Origin of the sequence: Afipia massiliensis (genome assembly GCF_001006325.2) — a bacterium.
Lineage (GTDB): Bacteria > Pseudomonadota > Alphaproteobacteria > Rhizobiales > Xanthobacteraceae > Afipia > Afipia massiliensis_A.
Genome location: NZ_LBIA02000001.1, coordinates 4,296,114 through 4,313,505 on the forward strand (window position 1 = coordinate 4,296,114; position 17,392 = coordinate 4,313,505).

General features: G+C 61.0%; 14 protein-coding genes. 3 read left to right on the plus strand and 11 right to left on the minus strand.

Annotated features, from left to right (window positions below; all coding sequences use genetic code 11):
• Positions 1–86 precede the first annotated feature (86 nt).
• Together YH63_RS20630 and YH63_RS20635 are read right to left on the minus strand one after the other, a co-directional pair.
• Positions 87–920, minus strand: a complete 834-nt coding sequence (locus tag YH63_RS20630; RefSeq protein WP_046830334.1) for a hypothetical protein — start codon at positions 918–920, stop codon at positions 87–89.
• A gap of 486 nt (positions 921–1,406) precedes the next feature.
• The gene (locus tag YH63_RS20635) at positions 1,407–1,979 is read right to left on the minus strand and encodes a hypothetical protein (RefSeq protein WP_046830149.1); all 573 of its coding nucleotides are present in this window, start codon (positions 1,977–1,979) and stop codon (positions 1,407–1,409) included.
• A gap of 132 nt (positions 1,980–2,111) precedes the next feature.
• Between YH63_RS20635 and YH63_RS20640 the strand changes: the two genes are divergently transcribed.
• Positions 2,112–2,666: a hypothetical protein gene (locus YH63_RS20640; RefSeq protein ID WP_046830150.1), complete on the plus strand. Its 555-nt coding sequence runs from the start codon at positions 2,112–2,114 to the stop codon at positions 2,664–2,666.
• Positions 2,667–2,900: 234 nt separating this feature from the next.
• Complete coding sequence (locus tag YH63_RS20645) at positions 2,901–3,959, plus strand: LuxR C-terminal-related transcriptional regulator (RefSeq protein WP_046830151.1); 1,059 nt, start codon at positions 2,901–2,903, stop codon at positions 3,957–3,959.
• A gap of 55 nt (positions 3,960–4,014) precedes the next feature.
• Here the strand turns inward: YH63_RS20645 and YH63_RS20650 are convergent, their stop codons facing one another.
• The 7 genes from YH63_RS20650 to YH63_RS20680 all read right to left on the minus strand — a co-directional run bounded on the left by YH63_RS20650 (position 4,015) and on the right by YH63_RS20680 (position 14,698).
• Entirely contained in the window at positions 4,015–7,335 is a 3,321-nt protein-coding gene (locus YH63_RS20650; protein ID WP_046830152.1) for a carboxyl transferase domain-containing protein, read from the minus strand.
• A 79-nt stretch (positions 7,336–7,414) separates the two neighbouring features.
• The gene (locus YH63_RS20655) at positions 7,415–9,133 is read right to left on the minus strand and encodes an AMP-binding protein (protein ID WP_046830153.1); all 1,719 of its coding nucleotides are present in this window, start codon (positions 9,131–9,133) and stop codon (positions 7,415–7,417) included.
• Positions 9,134–9,167: 34 nt separating this feature from the next.
• Complete coding sequence (locus tag YH63_RS20660) at positions 9,168–10,043, minus strand: ABC transporter permease (RefSeq protein ID WP_046830154.1); 876 nt, start codon at positions 10,041–10,043, stop codon at positions 9,168–9,170.
• A gap of 1 nt (position 10,044) precedes the next feature.
• Positions 10,045–10,998, minus strand: coding sequence for an ABC transporter permease (locus YH63_RS20665; protein ID WP_046830155.1), 954 nt, complete (start codon positions 10,996–10,998; stop codon positions 10,045–10,047).
• Positions 10,999–11,066: 68 nt separating this feature from the next.
• Complete coding sequence (locus YH63_RS20670; RefSeq protein WP_046830156.1) at positions 11,067–12,620, minus strand: ABC transporter substrate-binding protein; 1,554 nt, start codon at positions 12,618–12,620, stop codon at positions 11,067–11,069.
• A gap of 18 nt (positions 12,621–12,638) precedes the next feature.
• Positions 12,639–13,661 (minus strand): ABC transporter ATP-binding protein, encoded by a 1,023-nt coding sequence (locus YH63_RS20675; RefSeq protein ID WP_046830157.1) that lies wholly within the window; start codon positions 13,659–13,661, stop codon positions 12,639–12,641.
• Positions 13,661–14,698, minus strand: a complete 1,038-nt coding sequence (locus YH63_RS20680; protein ID WP_046830158.1) for an ABC transporter ATP-binding protein — start codon at positions 14,696–14,698, stop codon at positions 13,661–13,663. Before YH63_RS20680 ends, YH63_RS20675 begins: the two co-directional genes overlap by 1 nt.
• A 369-nt stretch (positions 14,699–15,067) precedes the next feature.
• Between YH63_RS20680 and YH63_RS20685 the strand changes: the two genes are divergently transcribed.
• On the plus strand, positions 15,068–15,859 hold the full coding sequence (locus YH63_RS20685) for a GntR family transcriptional regulator (RefSeq protein WP_433995125.1): 792 nt from the start codon (positions 15,068–15,070) through the stop codon (positions 15,857–15,859).
• 89 nt (positions 15,860–15,948) lie between these two features.
• Here the strand turns inward: YH63_RS20685 and YH63_RS20690 are convergent, their stop codons facing one another.
• Both YH63_RS20690 and YH63_RS20695 read right to left on the minus strand, forming a co-directional pair.
• The gene (locus YH63_RS20690) at positions 15,949–16,407 is read right to left on the minus strand and encodes a carboxymuconolactone decarboxylase family protein (RefSeq protein WP_046830159.1); all 459 of its coding nucleotides are present in this window, start codon (positions 16,405–16,407) and stop codon (positions 15,949–15,951) included.
• A 54-nt stretch (positions 16,408–16,461) separates the two neighbouring features.
• Entirely contained in the window at positions 16,462–17,259 is a 798-nt protein-coding gene (locus tag YH63_RS20695) for an enoyl-CoA hydratase-related protein (protein ID WP_046830160.1), read from the minus strand.
• Positions 17,260–17,392: the final 133 nt, after the last annotated feature.

The window sequence follows — 17,392 nt, forward strand, 5'->3', positions numbered from 1 at the left end:
AACGATCCCCGGGGCTATTCACGACAGCCGGTCAATTAGCTTGACAGGAAAGACCCGCGCGGCTGACGCCGCGCGGGCCATTGGGATTAACTCAGACTGTGATCGTCGTTCAGATCGCGTCCAGCCACAGTCATCTCGATGCTGTTGAACTGGATGTTCGCACCCTGCGTGATGGTCTGGTTGAATGCGTCCTGCGAGATGGCCGCATCCGCGCTTGCCGCAACGCCACTGGCAGCGTTTCCGGTGATGTCGCCGATCTTCGAATCGATCTTGGGATCGCCACCATAGGCCTTCGCGTCGATACTGAAGCTACCGCCATGATACGAAACCTTGGCATCGGTCAGGTAGTCCGCATCGATCATGTTGTTCACTTGATCGATATTGAACTGGTTACCGCTGCCGAGCTTCTGATCGACCACGTCCGGCATGATCACCGAACCGAGGACATTGTGGAGATTCGAAATATCGATAACCGGACTGCTGAGCCCATCGGCCTTGAGGTCAAGATCAATCTTGACGTCAACTGCGACATTGACCTTGTTGTCGATGGTATTTGAGATCTTGTTATCGACCTTGTTGTCAAGGCTGTTGTCAACCTTGTTATCGACCTTGTTGTCGACCTTGTTCTCGTTCCAGTTGCTGTTCTTGTTGTCGTTGCTGTTCTTGTTGTCGTTGCTGTTCTTGTTATCGTTGCTGTTCTTGTTGTCGCTCTTGGAGTCGAGCGACTGAACAGCGATCTGTGCCTGGGCCTGACCCTGGCCTTGGCCCTGACCCTGACCCTGAAGCTGAGCCTGAAGCTGAGCCTGCAAATTGGCCTGCTTCTGATCCTGGTTCTGGTCTTGCTTCTGGTCTTGCTTCTGGTCTTGCTTCGGGTCGTGCTTCGGGTCGGGACGTGGATGTGGTGTGTTGTTGGTGGGCATGACGAACTCCTGTCCGTTAAGGAGCATCGCCGTCGCCTCGAAAATCGCTGATCTTCTGCGTCTGCGATTGTCTACGCGCTACGATGCCGTTGATGTCGGACCTTCCGACTGCGGTCCCCTCGCAATTGTTTGCGAGACTCCGCATCGTCAGCGTTGCTTATGTGGAAGTCAGGGAATAGCCGCACATTCGGGCATCGCCCGCAGCCTTAGGCATTAGGACGGGGAGCAGCCGCCTGATGCTTTTGAGATAAGCCATCCGCCATATGATCGGCGCGCTAATCCTTTCGGTTAGCTTGACTCTCCAAACGCGGCAGGATTTTGGAAGTTGCAACCTGTTGTGATGCTGTTGGTGTGCAGCACCATTGGCGCTTCGGGAGCTTACCATGCCGCCTGCCGGAAGGTGCGACGAAGTGAATTGTTCGGCAGCTTATCCACTGGAGATCATTTCCGAAGGACCTGCGGGGCCGATCGCATAGTTCTGCTCGGTCAGGGCGTCGCAGTACTTGCGGGCCGCAGGTGGTTTTCAAGCCGCGGCAGGAAATCCCAGATGTCGCGGTTGATGCGCGTCATATCCTTGATGGTCTTGACCATGCCCTTCAGCCGAACCTCATCCATGGGCTTCGTTTCGCCGAAATGAAGGCTGTTCTTTGTCTGCACAATTCGCATCGATTGCGTGTGGGTTATCTGCCCGCCGGCATCGACAATATACATGCAGTGATTGAACTCGTTTCGCACATGCGTCGTTTCATTGAACCGTTCGATGATCTTCGAAAGCGACCGGTCGAGGCTCTTGTCCTTGATCGTGATCTTCGCCAGACGCTGGATAAGATCGAGGCGTGCCCTGGTGGTGTTGAGCGTGGCGAATGTCAACGCCGCCGACGCCGGATCGGTTCTCATGAGGATCATGAGGACATAGATAAAAAGGCTTTCGTTGTTGGACCAGCTTGAAACCAGATTTCCGATCAAGGCCAGGATCTGCGTGCGACGATCGGCGGTTGCCGGCGCGGACGCGGCGAGCGCCTCAAAATCCGGTTTTGGCGGGAGTTGGGTTAGCACCATGAAACTGGTCCACTCCTGACTTGATCTGGAGCATCGCGTATCTTGGATGTATGATCAGGCAGGTCCTTGGACAACACAAGGGCGCCCCGTGCATTTTGGTTTATTTTAGAACCGCCCGCAGGGAGCGACGGTATGCTGCGCTGGGTTCTTGACCTCTCCAGAGTCCGCAGAGCACGCAAGGCAGCTTGCGCGGCGATCTCTCCCATGGTTGCGAGAAGCCGCCATCGCCTGGGCGCCATCCCCGACGCCGCGTGGTCGAGTCCTTACATCGTCGGCTTCATGGTCATGCTGATTACGATCATAGCCAAGATTGAGGTCGGAAAAATCGAAGGCCAAACCCTGTGCCTGGTGCAGACGAAGGCATGGGAGGACATCACCGCCTTGAGATCAGATTTGATCGGCGAAGAAGTTCTTCTGCTCAACGCCGCACGAAACCGCGATTTCGAAATCGGTTGCCAGAATGCGATGACACTCGGCTCCATGCTGATAGGCAATTCAATCTTGAAGGTAGGCCTCAGCGCAGATTGGCAGGATCAGAATCTAGATCTGCGGGACGATGCCACGGCGATCTGGTCGGAACGGGACGACGTGTCTTCCCTTTGGGAACGTTTCTTCGATGCTCATGTCTCACTACACATTTGCGACATCGAAACAGGGCTCGGCAAATCGCCTTTCGAATATTCTTGAGCAGAAACGCTGTTCTGGTTCGACTTTTTAAACCGGGTTCTATGCCCGGAACCGTCATTTCATTGTGCAACGCGCCAAACGCCCGCCGGAAAAGCATCACGGGCTTGCAATAAACGCAGGGTATCCTAAAGTTGAATGAATTACTTGAGCAGAAAATTACGAATTCCGCAGAGCTAGCAGATTCATACGAACGGAAATCGCTTCAAGACGGAGTATTACGAGTAGGGGTGCGTCATGAGTATCACCGGTTATTCGCATTCATTGCGCCAAAGGCAACAAAGCTCTGCTCGCTCCCAACAGCGACTACCTGTCAGTGAAGTTGTATCTTGCCCCATTGATCAAAGTAGCAGCGATCCTCCCATCAAGCGCTCGGACCAATTGCCGCAATCCTCTGTATCGATACGACCTGCACTGAGCAGCCCTCGCCATCCCTCACAGATATTGTCTGACGAACTCCGTCTCAATGCGCGAGCGAATTGCTCGAACCGGCGCGAGACGAACGGCCAGGACAGCCATCCCTCAGCGCAGCACCGCGTCAACATCAAAATCCCGACAAGACCCAACGAGGTCACGCGCGTCAACGGAGCGGCGAGAACTGATGACCCGCTTGCCGTCCCAAAGAGACCTGGGCTCGTCGTAATTCATCCGCGCGCTTTCTTCCGTGACTGCTTTGTTCGCTGCCTGGAGATTTCTTACACAAGCCACAACATCATGGCGTTCGCCAATATCTGCACATGGCGGGCCTCACCGCTGGAGAGCGCCGTCAACCCTTCAATTGTGGTGTACTTCGTCGATGGCAACGACGCGTCAAGTATCACCGATCTCCAGTTTCTCGAAGCAACCGCGATAGATACACCTGTTGTCATCGTGTCGGATATCGATGACGTGAATTACGTCGTGCGAGCTCTTAAAGGCGGAGCGCGCGGATACATCCCGACAAGTTTGTCGTTCAATGTCGCCGTTGAGGCCGTGCGGCTGGTTGAAGCCGGCGGCACCTTTGTGCCTGTGAGTAGCCTGGCGATGGATGGCAGCAAACAGGAGCCGACGGCGAAAACCGGCGATCTCCTGACCGAACGGCAAATGATGGTCGTCGAAGCGCTCTGTCAGGGAATGGCCAACAAGCAGATCGCTTATGAGTTAGGCATGAGCGAACATACGGTGAAGGTTCATCTCCGCCACATCATGCGAAAACTCAGGGCCAGGAACAGAACCGAGGTCGCTGTGCTGACCAAGGACTTTTTTGAACGGCCGCATGAGCAAAAGCGGCTCGGTGCGGACGACGGACCTCACTAGTAGGCCCGTCTTCCTGATCGAAATCGCGATGAGATCGCTTTCCGGAACGCAAGTCCTACCAGGTATCGATACACGGACGCTTGCGATGCTCCCGCGGCGCCGGCTTTGGCACCGAGCGAAGTCCCGCCATGATCCAGCTTCGGGTATCGGCAGGATCGATCACATTGTCGATCTCGAACACCGACGCGATCGAGGTGGCCTTGCCGTTGGCATACAGCTCGGCGACCTTGGCCTTGTAGTAAGCCTCCCGCTCCGCCAGATCGGCAATCGCTTCCATCTCCTTGCGGAAGCCGAGCCGGACATACCCTTCCAGTCCCATCCCGCCGAATTCGCCGGTCGGCCAGGCAGCGGTGAAGAACGACGCATGGAATCCGCCGCCGATCATCGACTGCGCGCCGAGGCCGTAACCCTTGCGGAGCACGATACCGAACAGCGGCACGGTGATGCTTGCCCCGGTGACGAACATCCGCGCAACGTGACGCACGATCGCAGTCTTCTCCGCCTCTGGCCCCACCATGAATCCCGGCGTGTCGCACAACGAAACGATCGGAATGTCATAGGCGTCGCAAAGCTGCAGGAATCGCGCGGCCTTGTCGCCTGCGTCGGCGTCGATAGCGCCGCCCAGATGCTTCGGATTGTTCGCAATCAGGCCGAACGGCTTGCCCTCGACGCGGATGAATGCCGTAATCATGCCGACGCCGAAGTCGCGCCGGATCTCGAGAACGGATCCCTCGTCGGCGATCAGTTCGATCACCGAGCGGATATCGTAGACCCGCAGCCGGTTCTCCGGGATCGCGCGGCGCAGCAGGCGCTGGTCCGGCGCTTTCCAGTCGGCCAGCGCGCCCTGGAAGTATGACAGATACTTCTGCGCGGCGGCGGTCGCCTCTTCCTCGTCCTTCACCAGAATATCGACAACGCCATTTGGCGACTGGAAGGAGACCGGCCCGACTTCGGCGGGATGATAGACGCCAAGACCGCCGCCTTCGATCATCGCAGGGCCGCCCATCCCGATGGAGGCATTCTCTGTGGCGATGATAACGTCACAGCAGCCGAGCATCGCGGCGTTGCCCGCGAAACAATAGCCCGAGACAACGCCGACAACGGGCACATGTCCCGACAGCCTCGCGAACTGCACGAAGGACGGCCCGTCGAGGCCGGTCATGCCGAGTCGGTCGGTATCGCCCGGCCGTCCGCCACCGCCCTCAGCATAGAACACCAGCGGCATGCGCCACTGTTCGGCAAGCGACAGCATCCGGTCGATCTTCTTGTGGTTCATGTGGCCTTGGGTGCCGGCCAGCACGGTGTAGTCGTAAGAGATCACCATGCAGCGGGCATCCTGCTCGCCGAGCTTGGCGGCATTGACAGTCGCGACACCGGCAACAAGACCGTCCGCCGGCGTATTCTTGATGAGATCATCGACCGCTCGCCGACGGCGCTGGCCGGCAATCGCCAGCGAGCCGTATTCCATGAACGATCCCTCGTCGACCAGTTGCGCGATATTCTCCCGCGCGGTCCTCTGATTGGTCTTGCGGCGGCGCTCCACCGATTGAGGGCGGTTTTCGTCCAGCGTGTTGCCCTGACGCGCAATCATCTCAGCCAGATCGGGGCGAATGAAGTCGAGGTCGATCTCCGCCTCCTCCGCCGCCACGTGCTCGTCCATCTCCACCGGCTCGATGTAAAGAATGGGTTCGCCCTGCATCAGCGTGGTGCCGTCAGTCACCGCGATCCTGGTGACCTTGCCGCCCTGCTGCGCAGTGACCAGATGCTCCATCTTCATCGATTCAATGATCGCAAGTTGTTGCCCCGGATGAACCACATCGCCCTCGGCCACCGGGATCGCAACCACCGTTCCCTGCAGCGGCGCGGACACCGGCACCGAACCCGCGGGCGCAATGCCTGCGTCATTCTTCTTCGTTGCCGCCGTGGGGTCCGCGCCAGCGCCTGTGGGTGCGAAGAACAGCGGCGGCGCGGTTTCCCGCGCCGCGCCAACCAGCGCAGCCACGTTGGTATCGATGAAGTTCGTGCTGATCTTGTTGGCGATGAAATCTGCGTTCGCCAGCAGCGCCTGCATGAAGGGAACGTTCGTGGCGACGCCGCCGATGCGGAATTCGCGCAATGTGCGTGCCGCCTTCGTCACCACATCCGGCCAGCGCGCGGACGGCGCGTGGACAATCACCTTGGCCAGCAGCGAGTCGAAAGCCGCACTGGTCTTGTAGCCGGCGTAACCGAACGTATCGACACGAACCCCCGGGCCGGACGGCGGCTCGAACACGGCGAGTACGCCACCCGTCGGCTTCGTCGCTCCACTCTCGTCCATCACCTCCATGTTGATGCGCAATTGCATCGCGTAGCCGCGCGGCGCGGGAACGGCGGATTGCGCCAGTCCGAGCGACCCCAGCGTCGCACCGTCCGCGACCGCTAGCTGCGACTTCACCAGATCTACGCCCAGCACCTCTTCCGTAACGGTGTGCTCGACCTGAAGACGCGGATTTGCCTCGATGAAGGCAAAGGCGCCGTCGCCCTCACCGGCTTCTCCATCCACCAGGAATTCGAAGGTGCCGAGGCTGTCATAGTTCGCAGCAGCAGCCAGTTGCCTCGCCGCCTCAAGGATACGCGCGCGTAGGCCATCGCTCAGGGATGGACTCGGCGCGACCTCGACCAGCTTCTGGTTACGGCGCTGGATCGTGCACTCGCGCTCCCACAGGTGGCTGATCGCGCCGTGCCGGTCGCCGATGATCTGCACCTCGATATGCCGGGCCTTGCGGATCAGCCGTTCGACGTAAACACCATCACTGCCGAACGCTGCCTTCGCCTCGGACTGACAGCGCGCATAGGCTTCCGCCAGATCGGCAGCATTCTCGACGGCACGCATGCCGCGACCGCCGCCGCCGGCCATCGCCTTGACCATGACGGCGCCGCCCTTACCGAGCGACGCGAAGAACGCCTTCGCCTCGTCCAGCGTGGTCGGTCCAACCGTGCCCTCGATCACCGGAACGTTGCAGCGCTTCGCCAGCGCCTTCGCCGCGACCTTGTCTCCGAACAGTTCGAGCGCCGCCGGTGACGGGCCGACGAAGACGATCCCCTCCTCCGCGCAGCGCCGCGCCAGCACGGCATTCTCGCTGAGAAATCCGTAACCCGGATGCAGTGCGTCGCATCCGGTGGACTTCGCTGCGGAGACCACGCTTTCAATGTCGAGGTAGGCGCGCGCACCGCGTCCCGGAATTTCGCAAGCCTTGTCCGCGGCGCGGACATGAAGCGACAATGCGTCGTCAGCCGGATAGATCGCGACCGTGGCGAGCCCGGCGTCTGCGGCGGCACGCGCGATACGAATGGCGATCTCGCCGCGGTTGGCGATCAGCAGCTTGCGAAAGGACATAACACTCTCCGTCAGGGAACAACGTCAGTCCGGCGCGGCCATTATGACACCGCACCGAACGAAAAATTCAGCGATCAGCTCAGGCGGCAGGCGTGGATGCGTCCAGTTCCTGCTTCTTGACCTTGCCTGTCGCGGTCATCGGCAGCGCCGAGATGATCCTCACTTCCGGCACCTTGTAGGTGGCCATCCGCTCGGCGCACCACGCGCGAATGTCTTCCGGCTTGGTCGTCCCGATCGCCTCTGGCTTGAGCTGAATGAACGCAACCGGCACCTGCCCCTTGTCAGGGTCTTCGCGCCCGATAACGCCCGATCCAAGCACTGCCGGATGCTGACCAAGCAGCGCCTCGATCTCCGGCGGAAACACGCTCATGCCCTTGACCTTCAGCATCTCCTTGCGGCGGCCGAGGAAATGAATGAAGCCATCGGTGTCGATGCACCCGATGTCGCCGGTGCGCAACCAGCCATCGACGAGAGATTCAGCAGTCGCTTCCGGCTTGTTCCAGTAACTTTTCAAGAGCGACGGTGTGCGAACACGGATTTCGCCCTCGCGTCCAAGCGGAACAAGTTCGCCGGTCTGGAAGTCGGTGATCTTGAATTCCGCACCCGGCACCGGAAGTCCGACGAAAATCGGCTGCGAGATGAGATCGAAATCGCCGTCCTGGAAACCGGCGGTGAAGGTGTTGGACGTATGGGTTTCGGTCATTCCATACGACGCTTCGGTCAGGATCGTTCCCGTGAGATCCTTCCAGCGCTTGCGGTAATCCGGATTGAGCTTCTTGACGAAGGAAACCACGCGCACCTGCGTCAGCGACGACAGGTTAAACTCCTTGAAGCGCGGGTGATCCATCAGCTCGACGGCGCCATCGACCGGCATCGCCGTGATGTTCACCTTGTACTTGTCGATGGCCGCGAGCGTGCTGACCGCGTCCCAGCGCGCCAGCAACACCAGCGTCGCGCCGGTGAACAGCGGGAAGATCAGGCCGAAATTTTCGCCCGCGATCCAGAACTCCGGGAAGAAGGACAGGAAGATGCTGTCCTCGTTGGACGTAACCGAAATGCCCTGATTGGCCGCGGCCGTATAGACCATGTCGCGCTGCGTATGGACGCAGCCTTTCGGCATACCAGTCGTGCCGCCGGTGTAGTTCAATGCGGCGACATCATCGAGACCGGCGGGCGGCAGCGGCGTCGGCGCGGGCATCGCCGCCAGCGCGGGCAGCAGATCGGTCGCGCCCTGAACCGCGAGACGCGGACCCGTGATCGAATCCGGAGCCGGAATCGAGGGCTTCGCAGGAAGCACATCGGCGAAGCTCGTCACGATAACCTCGCGCAGCTTGGTTTCCCCGCGCGCCTGATCCACCGTTGCCGCAAGCTGGTCGAGCGCGACGATCACTTCGGCATCAGTATCATTCAGTTCGTAGGCAAGTTCGAACGCACGCGACAGCGGGCTCACCGGCACATGGATCGCACCGAGCTTGAGGATGCCGAAGAACACGATGTGAAACTGCGGACAGTTCGGCAGGAACACCGCAACGCGGTCGCCTTTGCGCACGCCCTTGGCCTGCAGCAACGCAGCGAAACGGTCACTCTGCTGATCCAGTTCAGCGTAGGTCGTTACATGGCCGTAGAAAATCACCGCGGGTCGTTGCGGCCGATCCTTCGCCCAGGCGCGCAGATATTCGGTCAGAGCCACCTCGCCGTGCGGGTAATGCGGCTTTCGAGCGATGCCCTTCGGCCACGCCTTGTCCCACAAGGCGTGCAACTGCTCGAGGTATTCCTTTTCGTTGAGGCCCGCGGCCATTCCCGTCTTCCTTCTTATTTTCAGAAATCAAATATCAGCGGCGCTTCATGGTCGGATCGAGCGCAACGCGCATCGACTCGCCCAGTGTGTTGAAAGCAAGCGCGGTGAACAGAATCGCTAGTCCCGGCGGGTACATCTGCTCGGGCGCGATCTCCATGTTCTGGTAAGCGCGCGCCAGCATCGCGCCCCAGCTCGGGTCCGGCGGCTGGATGCCCAGACCAAGGAAGCTCAAGCTCGCTTCCGCGAGCAACGCGGCGGCCAGCAGCAGCGTCACCTGTACAATCACCGGCTGGATCGCATTCGGCAGAACGTGTCGCCACAGAATGCGGCCGGTGGACACGCCGAAGCATCGCGCCGCATCGACATAAAGCTCATTCCGCACCACCAGCGTCCGCGCGCGCACCAGCCGCGCCAGCTGCGGCGCGAAGACGATGCCGACCGAAATCATGCCGTTGGTCAGGCCGATGCCCAGCGCGCCCGTGACCGCGATGGCCAGCACGATGGCGGGAAACGACAGGAAGCTGTCAACGACGCGGCTGATCGCTTCATCGACCCAGCCTCCGAGATAACCAGCCAGCACGCCGACCGGAACGCCAATCGCCACCGCGATGGCGACCGCCAGGAAGCTGGCATAGAGCGACGCCATGCCGCCGTAGATCAGCCGGCTCAGCGTATCGCGCCCGAGATCGTCGGCGCCGAGCCAATGCTTCGCCGTCATCGGCGACAACGCTGCATCGAGATCCTGCATCGTCGGTGAATAAGGAGATATCCACGGCCCCAGAGTCGAAATCACAATGAGGGCGAAGAGGAATGAAAGGCTCAGCGCGCCGCGCAGATCGGACCGGAACCAGCGGCCGAAACCGGCGAGCCAGCTCGGCTTGCGCTCTGAGATAACGACTGTGTCCGCCATCTCAGGAAATCCTCGGATCGAGAACGCTGTAGAGAATGTCGGTCAACAAGTTGAGACCGACCACAATCAACACCATCGCGAAGACAACCCCCTGCACCACCGGAAAGTCGCGATTCATCGCCGCGTTGACGATCAGGCTGCCCATGCCCGGAATGGCAAACACGGCCTCCACGACGACCGTCGCCGCCAGCATGCGATTGGCCAGCAAACTCACGACGGTAAGAAGATTAACGCTGACATTCTTCAGTCCGTGCCGCCACAGGATCGAGGACGGCGGCAGACCCTTGGCGTGCAACGTGCGCACCTGCTGCGATGACAGGATTTCAACCAGCGACGAGCGCAACTGCCGTGCGACCTCGGCGATGCCGCCCGACGCCAGCGCTATCGCGGGCAGAAGCGCGTGACGTAACGCACCCCACGGATCTTGCGCGAACGCCACCGCCCCGGTGGCCGGCAGCCAGTTCATCTCGAGTGCGAAAAAGGCCACCAGCAACATGCCCAGCCAGAAATTCGGCACGGCCACACCTAGGGAAGCAACGGCCATAACGAAGCTGTCGATCCACGAGCCGGGTCTGCTTGCCGCCGCTATCCCGAGCGGGATTCCCACGAGCAGCGCCAGCATCAGTGCCATGGCGACGATCAACAACGTGTGTGGCAGGCACCGCTTGATCGAGGTGAGGACCGCCTCGCTCGACACCAGCGAGTTCGAAAGATCACCATGCGCGGCTTTCCAGAGCCACGTCCCGTATTGAACGAAGAACGGCCGGTCGAGGCCGTAGATTTCACGGATTTCCGCGATCCGCTGCTCCGACGCATTGTCCCCCGCCAGCGTCACGGCGACATCGCCCGGCACCAGCTTGAGCAGACCAAAGACGATGAAGGTCGACAACACGATCACTGGCAACGTCTGAAGCAGACGGCGGCCGATGATGCTGAGCTTGGCGGCGGTAATCATGACGAAACCAGACCTTCGATGACCGAATGACCGGCGCCGCGCTCATCGCAGCGGCGCCGGCATGGGTGTTATCCCAGCGAGATGTTTTCGAACTTCGGCTTGCCGAGCAGATTTGGCTTGAAGCCCTTCACCTTCTCGGACAGCGCGTCGATCTCGAACTGGAACGCGAGCGGAGCGGACAGCGCGTTTTCCATCGTGAAGCGCTGGATTTTCGCGAACACGGCGGCGCGCTTGGTCAGGTCTTCGCTTTCGCGGCTTTCCTGAATCATCGCCGACAGTTCGGGAGCCGCGAGACGACCGGCGTTGTAGTAAGCGCCCTTATCGAAACCGAGCGCATAAGTCATGCTCGGGTCCGGCCGCCCGGTCCATGCGGACACCAGCAGATCGAACTTCTTCTCGGTGGCGAAGAACTGCGAACTGATTTCCGCGATCGTTCCGCGCGAGAACTTGAGCCGGATTCCAGCCTTGCCGAGCTGATCCTGAATCACCTCGCCACGACGGACCGAGTCCTGATCCATGTAGCCGCCAATGGTCAGTTCAAGACCATCCTTGAAGCCCGCCTCCGCCAACAGCTTGCGCGCCTTGTCGGGATCATGCGGATAGAGATTGGCGATCGACTTGTCATAGGCCCAGTGCGTGCTGGGCAATGTCATTCTTGCCGGCTCGCCGAGGCCGTTCATCGTCGCTTTGACGAAGGCGTCGCGGTCCAGCGCAAAATTGATCGCCTGCCGGACCTTGACGTTGTCGAGCGGCGCGCGGGCGTGATTGAAGTAGATCTGAATGCAGTACAGCGTCGGCGACGTCACAGTCGTGAGATTCTTCGCGCGATCGATCACCGGCTTCAGGCGAGCGGGCAGCGCGAACGACATATCGTTCTGGCCGGCAACCACCGAGCGCAACGCGGTCGCAAGTTCCGGAATGATGTTGAACTCGATGCCGTCGAGATACGGCCGCCCCGGACGCCAGTAGCTTTCGTTGCGGGTCACGACGATGATTTCGTTGTCGGCCCACCGCACGAACTTCCACGGTCCGGCGCCCACCGGCTTGCGGTCGGTGTCGTTGCCGAGTGCCTTGATGTTGGTCGGAGACACCATCATGCCGGCGCGGTCGGAGAAGATTGCCGGCAGCGCACTGTCCGCGTTCTTGAGCTTCAGCGTGACCTGCAGCGGGCCAGTCACTTCAACCGATTCAACGCTGGTGAGATCCGCCTTCACGTTCGAGCGCTGGTCCTGACGACCGCGATCGATGTTGAATTTGACCGCTTCGGCGTCGAGCGGCGTACCGTCGTGAAACTTGATGCCGCTCTGGATGTCGAACACCAGGGTCTTGGGATCCGGGTAGCTCCACTTTGCGAGACCCGGCTTTGGCTTCAGCGTCGGATAATCCCATTCGACCAGCGTGTCGTACATGGTCCAGAGAATGCTGTGATCGGAGCCTGCGCCGCCCGTCGCCGGATCGAGCGAGGATGGGTTGGCGGGAGCCGCAATCTTCAGGATGCCGCCCTTCTTTTGCTCCTGGGCAAACGCCGGCAGCCCGAAGGTGCTTGCGGCAGCAGCGCCACCGATCAGCGCCAGCATCTCGCGGCGGTGCAACGCGCCCACCATGTGATCGAACTTCTTCATTCTTGTTTCCTCCTGTTGTTATTGCGCGAGAGGCGCATTTTGATTGTCTGGCGGCGGGCCTTCCGCCGTGGCGAAATGACAGGCGACCGAATGTCCGGGCTTCAGTTCGCGCCACACCGGCACTTCGGCTGCGCAACGCGGCTGAACCGAAGGACAGCGGGTGCGAAACCGGCAGCCCGACGGCGGAGCAACCGGGCTCGGGATTTCGCCCTGGAGAATGATCCGCTTATCAACCCGCATGCTCGACGGCAGCGGAACAGGCTCCGACGACAGAAGCGCCCGCGTATACGGATGAAACGGCCGCTCGATTACGTCTTCCGTCTGGCCAAGCTCCATCAGCCTGCCGAGATAGGTCACGGCGACGCGATCGGAGACATGGGAGACAACCGAAATATCGTGGGTGATGAAAACGTAGGTCAGCCCGAATTCGCGCTGCAGGTCGCTGAAAAGATTGAGCACATCGCCGCGGATCGAGACGTCGAGCGCGGCCACGACCTCGTCGCAGACGATGACCTTCGGGCGCAGGGTCAGAACCCGCGCGATGTTAACGCGCTGCTTCTGGCCGCCCGAAAGCTGGTGCGGATACCGGCCAGCGGTTTCCGGAGAAAGCCCCACCCGCTCCAGCGCCGCGACTCCGCGCTTGCGGCGCGATGCGTCGTTGCCCTCTCGCATCACTTCCATCGGTTCAATTACGCTGTCGATGATCGTCATCCGCGGATTGAGCGCCGCATTGGGATCCTGGAAGATAATCTGATAATCGCGCCGGTGTTTCCTGAACTGGCTGGTGCTGAGCGATTCAGGATCGGTGCCGTTGTGCAGGATGTGTCCGTGCGTCGGCGCAATCAGCGACACCAGCGCCCGGCCCAGCGTGGTCTTGCCGGAGCCGGATTCACCAATCACGCCGAAGGTTTCTCCGGCCCGGACTTCAAAGTCCATTCCGTCGATCGCCTTCACCGTATCGCGGCCATCGCGCGTCGGGAAAAGGATGCGCAGATCGCGCACCGCAAGAATGTCTTTCGTTGCGGAATTGGTCTCGGCCATCAGTTCACCGCTCCCGGCAGAGTGAGATCGGGCGCGCGCCAGCAACGCGCCAGACGGCCCGGCTCCACCTCGATCATCGGCTGTTCGCGCTCGCATCCGTCTGCCGCGTGCATGCAGCGGGGACGAAAGCGACAGCCCGCGGGCATGCCGGTCGGAGACGGGACACGGCCCGGAATCGACGGCAGCACGCCGCGGCGCTGACTGAGGCCGGGCAACGAACGCAGAAGTCCCGACGTATAGGGATGGCGCGGCCGCAACAGCGCGTCATCGACCGGCGCGTCTTCGACAACCTCACCGGCATACATGGTGATCATGCGGGTGCAGACTTCGGCGACCACGCCGAGATCGTGGGTAATGAAAATCAGCGCGGTCCCGGTCCGCTCGCTCAGCGAGCGTAGAAGATCGGTAATCTGGGCCTGCACCGTGACGTCGAGCGCCGTCGTCGGCTCGTCCGCGATCAGGAGTTTCGGCTTGCAGATCAGCGCCATCGCGATCATCACGCGCTGGCGCATGCCGCCGGATAACTGGTGCGGATACTCGTCGCAGCGCCGCTCCGGCGCGGGAATACCGACTTCCGCAAGCGCGGCGATGGCGCGCTCGCGCCCTTCGGCGCGGCTGGCCGGGAAATGCGCCCGATAGGCTTCGCTGATCTGATCACCGACAGTGAAGACGGGATCGAGCGCGCTCATCGGCTCCTGAAAGATCATCGCGATATCGCGGCCGCGCACGGCTCGCATCTGTCGCGGCGAGAGCCCTGCGAGGTTGGTGCCTTCGAACAGGATTTCGCCTCGCACGCGCGCCGATTGCGGCGGCAGCAGGCGCAGCAGCGAAAGGCCCGTCACCGTTTTGCCGCAGCCGCTCTCACCGACAATCCCGACCCGCTCGCCGGGCCGGATCGAAAAGCTCACGTTCTTGGTGATCGGCAATTCACCTTCGTTCGTTGCGAAGGAAAGCGAAAGACCGCGCACATCGAGCAGCCGCGACGCGGACTGCGGAGGCATCACCGTGGGGTCGGACAATTCCGTCGCGCTGACCATCGCGCGATCAGACGCAAAGCTGAAAAGAGCGGGACTTCAGGGCCGGCACGCACACCGCGCGGTCGTTACGGCAACCCTTTCCGGCCACCGGAGTCATAAATACCAACGTCGCACGCGGTGCCGTCATCAGTTGCTCCATCCCTGCATTGCCCGGTCTTTCTGCCGGGTATCGATCGTCCGCCTTTTGAGCCCCAATCAGTCAAATCGAGACCCGAGCAAGCGTTTATCCCGGCAAAAGCGAGAGGCTCGCCTGCCAGGTGACGTCCAAGGCATGAAAGGTCATCATTTGTCGATTGTCAACAATTGACTTTCTACAGTAAAATAGAACCACGGGGCTCGATCCACGGGCCCCAGATAGAGAGTCAGACCGTGGCACCACTCCTGCGAGCACCAACGAGCCGAGGCGACGACGATTCCGAGAGAAAGTTCGCTGCGCGGACGATCCCCGATCAGGTCGCCGACGAACTCGGCGCCGAGATTGTCGCCGGCCGCCGCAAGGCCGGGGAACGCCTGGTCGAGCTAGACCTTGCGCGAGACTTTGGCGTGAGCCGGGGCCCGATCCGCGAGGCCATCCGCATTCTCGAACGCCGTCGCCTCGTCGAGTTGCTGCCGCGGCGCGGCGCTTATGTGCGGCCGCTCTCGCTGAAATCGATCGCCGACCTGTTCAACGTGCGCATGGCGCTTTCGCTGCTGGCGGTTCGCGCGATGGCGACGTCTCCTATCGAAAGCTATGTCGAAACACTAGCACGGCGCTGCGCGGAATTAGACGAACTGGTCGAGACCGGCGATCCGATGGCCTTCGCGCGCGTCACGACACGCGCGGTCAAAACCGTCGCGCGCGGCTCGGGCAACGAACTTCTGGTGGAGTTGCTTACCGACCTCGCCAATCAAACGGTCTGGACGACGATCTGGAAGTCGCCGCTCGACTATCAAACACCCGATCTCCGCCGCGCCGCTGCCGACTTGATGGTTACGACTCTCGAAGCGATCAAACGCAGGGACCCTATCGCAGCAGTGGCCAGTCATGGACGGTTGCTTGAGGGAGACCGCGACCGTGCGTTGGCATCGCTGTCCCAGTTGCGGGGAGAGGCGTTCGACCTCCGTGCAATTTCACAGCCGGACGCGCGCCCTGCCCCTGATGACATCGTGCGGGTTGGCTGATCACCGTTGCGTTTGCGCAAATTGACAAAGCTGGCCTGATCAGCCCGCCGCAGAAATCCGCGGCGGCGGCATCTCCGGCGGCATGACGGTCAGGCGACAGCCGCCGTCTTCACCGGATGAATGAACCGGAAGCTGATCGCGATCCTGTTCCAGGCATTGATAGTCGCCACCAGCATGGTCAGCTTGACGATTTCCTCGTCCGAGAAACTGCCGCGAAGCTGCTCGTACACGTCGTCGGGGACATTGGTCTGCGACACCAATGTCACGGATTCGGTCCAGGCCAGCGCCGCACGTTCGCGATCGGTGTAGAGCGGCGACTCACGCCAGGTGCTCAACACATAGAGCCGTTCCTCGGTTTCACCCAGCGCGCGGGCATCCCGGGTATGCATGTGGATACAAAACGCGCAGCCGTTGATCTGCGAGGCGCGGGTCTTGACCAGTTCGATCAGCGATTTCTCCAGCCCGCTGGCCATAACGGCAGCTTCAAGCGCGCCGAGCGCCTTCATGATCTCGGGCGCAACCTTGTGCGGGCTTAGTCTCGCTTTCATGAATCACTCTCCCAAATGTTCGCTTGTCCAAAATTCCGGTTACGGATGGTATCTTCACTTGCCTTTGAAGGTCGGCTGCCGCTTGGCAAGAAACGCGCCGACACCTTCCGCGAAGTCCGCAGTCCCGATGCACGCACCGAACGCCACCGCCTCGGCCTCCATTTGATCGTGCAGTGAATTGTCCAGCGAACCCCGCAGCAGCGCCTTGGCTTTTCCAAGCGCGAAAGTCGGTCCGTCGGCAAGACGGCGCGCCAGCTTGTCGGTTTCGCTCGCCAGATCGGCCGCCGGCACGACGCGATTGATCAGACCGAGCCGGAGCGCCTCCGGCGCATCATAGACGTCCGACAGCAGCGCGATCTCCATCGCCTTGCGCAGGCCGACGAGCCGCGGCAGCGACCACGACGACGATCCGTCCGGGCTGGTGCCGAGCTTCGAATAAGCCAGCGTGAAAATCGCGGTATCGGCAGCAATGGCGAGATCCGTGGAAAGCGCGATGCTCATGCCCGCCCCGGCCACGGGCCCGTGCAGGCTCGCGATCACCGGCTGCGGCAGCCCCGCCAGAATTTCGAGACCTTCATGCAGCGGCTCCATGATCGTCGGCACACGCTTGCGAACTTCTTCCGCCGGTCCCGCAAACGCAGAGATGTCACCGCCCGCCATGAAGGCGCGGCCCTCGCCTGCGATGATGACGACGCGATTTCCTTTGTCCGCAGCCACGCCTTTGCAGGCGGCGAGAAATGCCTCCGCGGCGGCCACGTTGAGCGCGTTCAGCACTTTCGGGCGGTTGAAAACGATGCGGGTGATCGGCCCATCGACCTTCAGAAGCACCGGCTGTTCATCGGTCACTGACATCTCCCCCTGAGTGGTGGTTCGCAAGTCCGCGTCATTCCTACAGCGCGTTCTTTTGCGGACTTGCGAACCAAAACCACACTAAAATTATCATTTCTAGTGTCCTTTTGAATCCGAAGTTCGCTATGGAGCGCGC

What these genes read in the sequence shown, in the direction of transcription:
- YH63_RS20660 (WP_046830154.1), bottom strand. Translation starts at nt 10,043, where the DNA reads ATGGCGGACACAGTCGTTATCTCAGAGCGCAAGCCGAGCTGGCTCGCC.
- YH63_RS20645 (WP_046830151.1), top strand. Translation starts at nt 2,901, where the DNA reads ATGAGTATCACCGGTTATTCGCATTCATTGCGCCAAAGGCAACAAAGC.
- YH63_RS20680 (WP_046830158.1), bottom strand. Translation starts at nt 14,698, where the DNA reads ATGGTCAGCGCGACGGAATTGTCCGACCCCACGGTGATGCCTCCGCAG.
- YH63_RS20650 (WP_046830152.1), bottom strand. Translation starts at nt 7,335, where the DNA reads ATGTCCTTTCGCAAGCTGCTGATCGCCAACCGCGGCGAGATCGCCATT.
- YH63_RS20690 (WP_046830159.1), bottom strand. Translation starts at nt 16,407, where the DNA reads ATGAAAGCGAGACTAAGCCCGCACAAGGTTGCGCCCGAGATCATGAAG.
- YH63_RS20675 (WP_046830157.1), bottom strand. Translation starts at nt 13,661, where the DNA reads ATGGCCGAGACCAATTCCGCAACGAAAGACATTCTTGCGGTGCGCGAT.
- YH63_RS20640 (WP_046830150.1), top strand. Translation starts at nt 2,112, where the DNA reads ATGCTGCGCTGGGTTCTTGACCTCTCCAGAGTCCGCAGAGCACGCAAG.
- YH63_RS20630 (WP_046830334.1), bottom strand. Translation starts at nt 920, where the DNA reads ATGCCCACCAACAACACACCACATCCACGTCCCGACCCGAAGCACGAC.
- YH63_RS20695 (WP_046830160.1), bottom strand. Translation starts at nt 17,259, where the DNA reads ATGTCAGTGACCGATGAACAGCCGGTGCTTCTGAAGGTCGATGGGCCG.
- YH63_RS20665 (WP_046830155.1), bottom strand. Translation starts at nt 10,998, where the DNA reads ATGATTACCGCCGCCAAGCTCAGCATCATCGGCCGCCGTCTGCTTCAG.
- YH63_RS20635 (WP_046830149.1), bottom strand. Translation starts at nt 1,979, where the DNA reads ATGGTGCTAACCCAACTCCCGCCAAAACCGGATTTTGAGGCGCTCGCC.
- YH63_RS20655 (WP_046830153.1), bottom strand. Translation starts at nt 9,133, where the DNA reads ATGGCCGCGGGCCTCAACGAAAAGGAATACCTCGAGCAGTTGCACGCC.
- YH63_RS20670 (WP_046830156.1), bottom strand. Translation starts at nt 12,620, where the DNA reads ATGAAGAAGTTCGATCACATGGTGGGCGCGTTGCACCGCCGCGAGATG.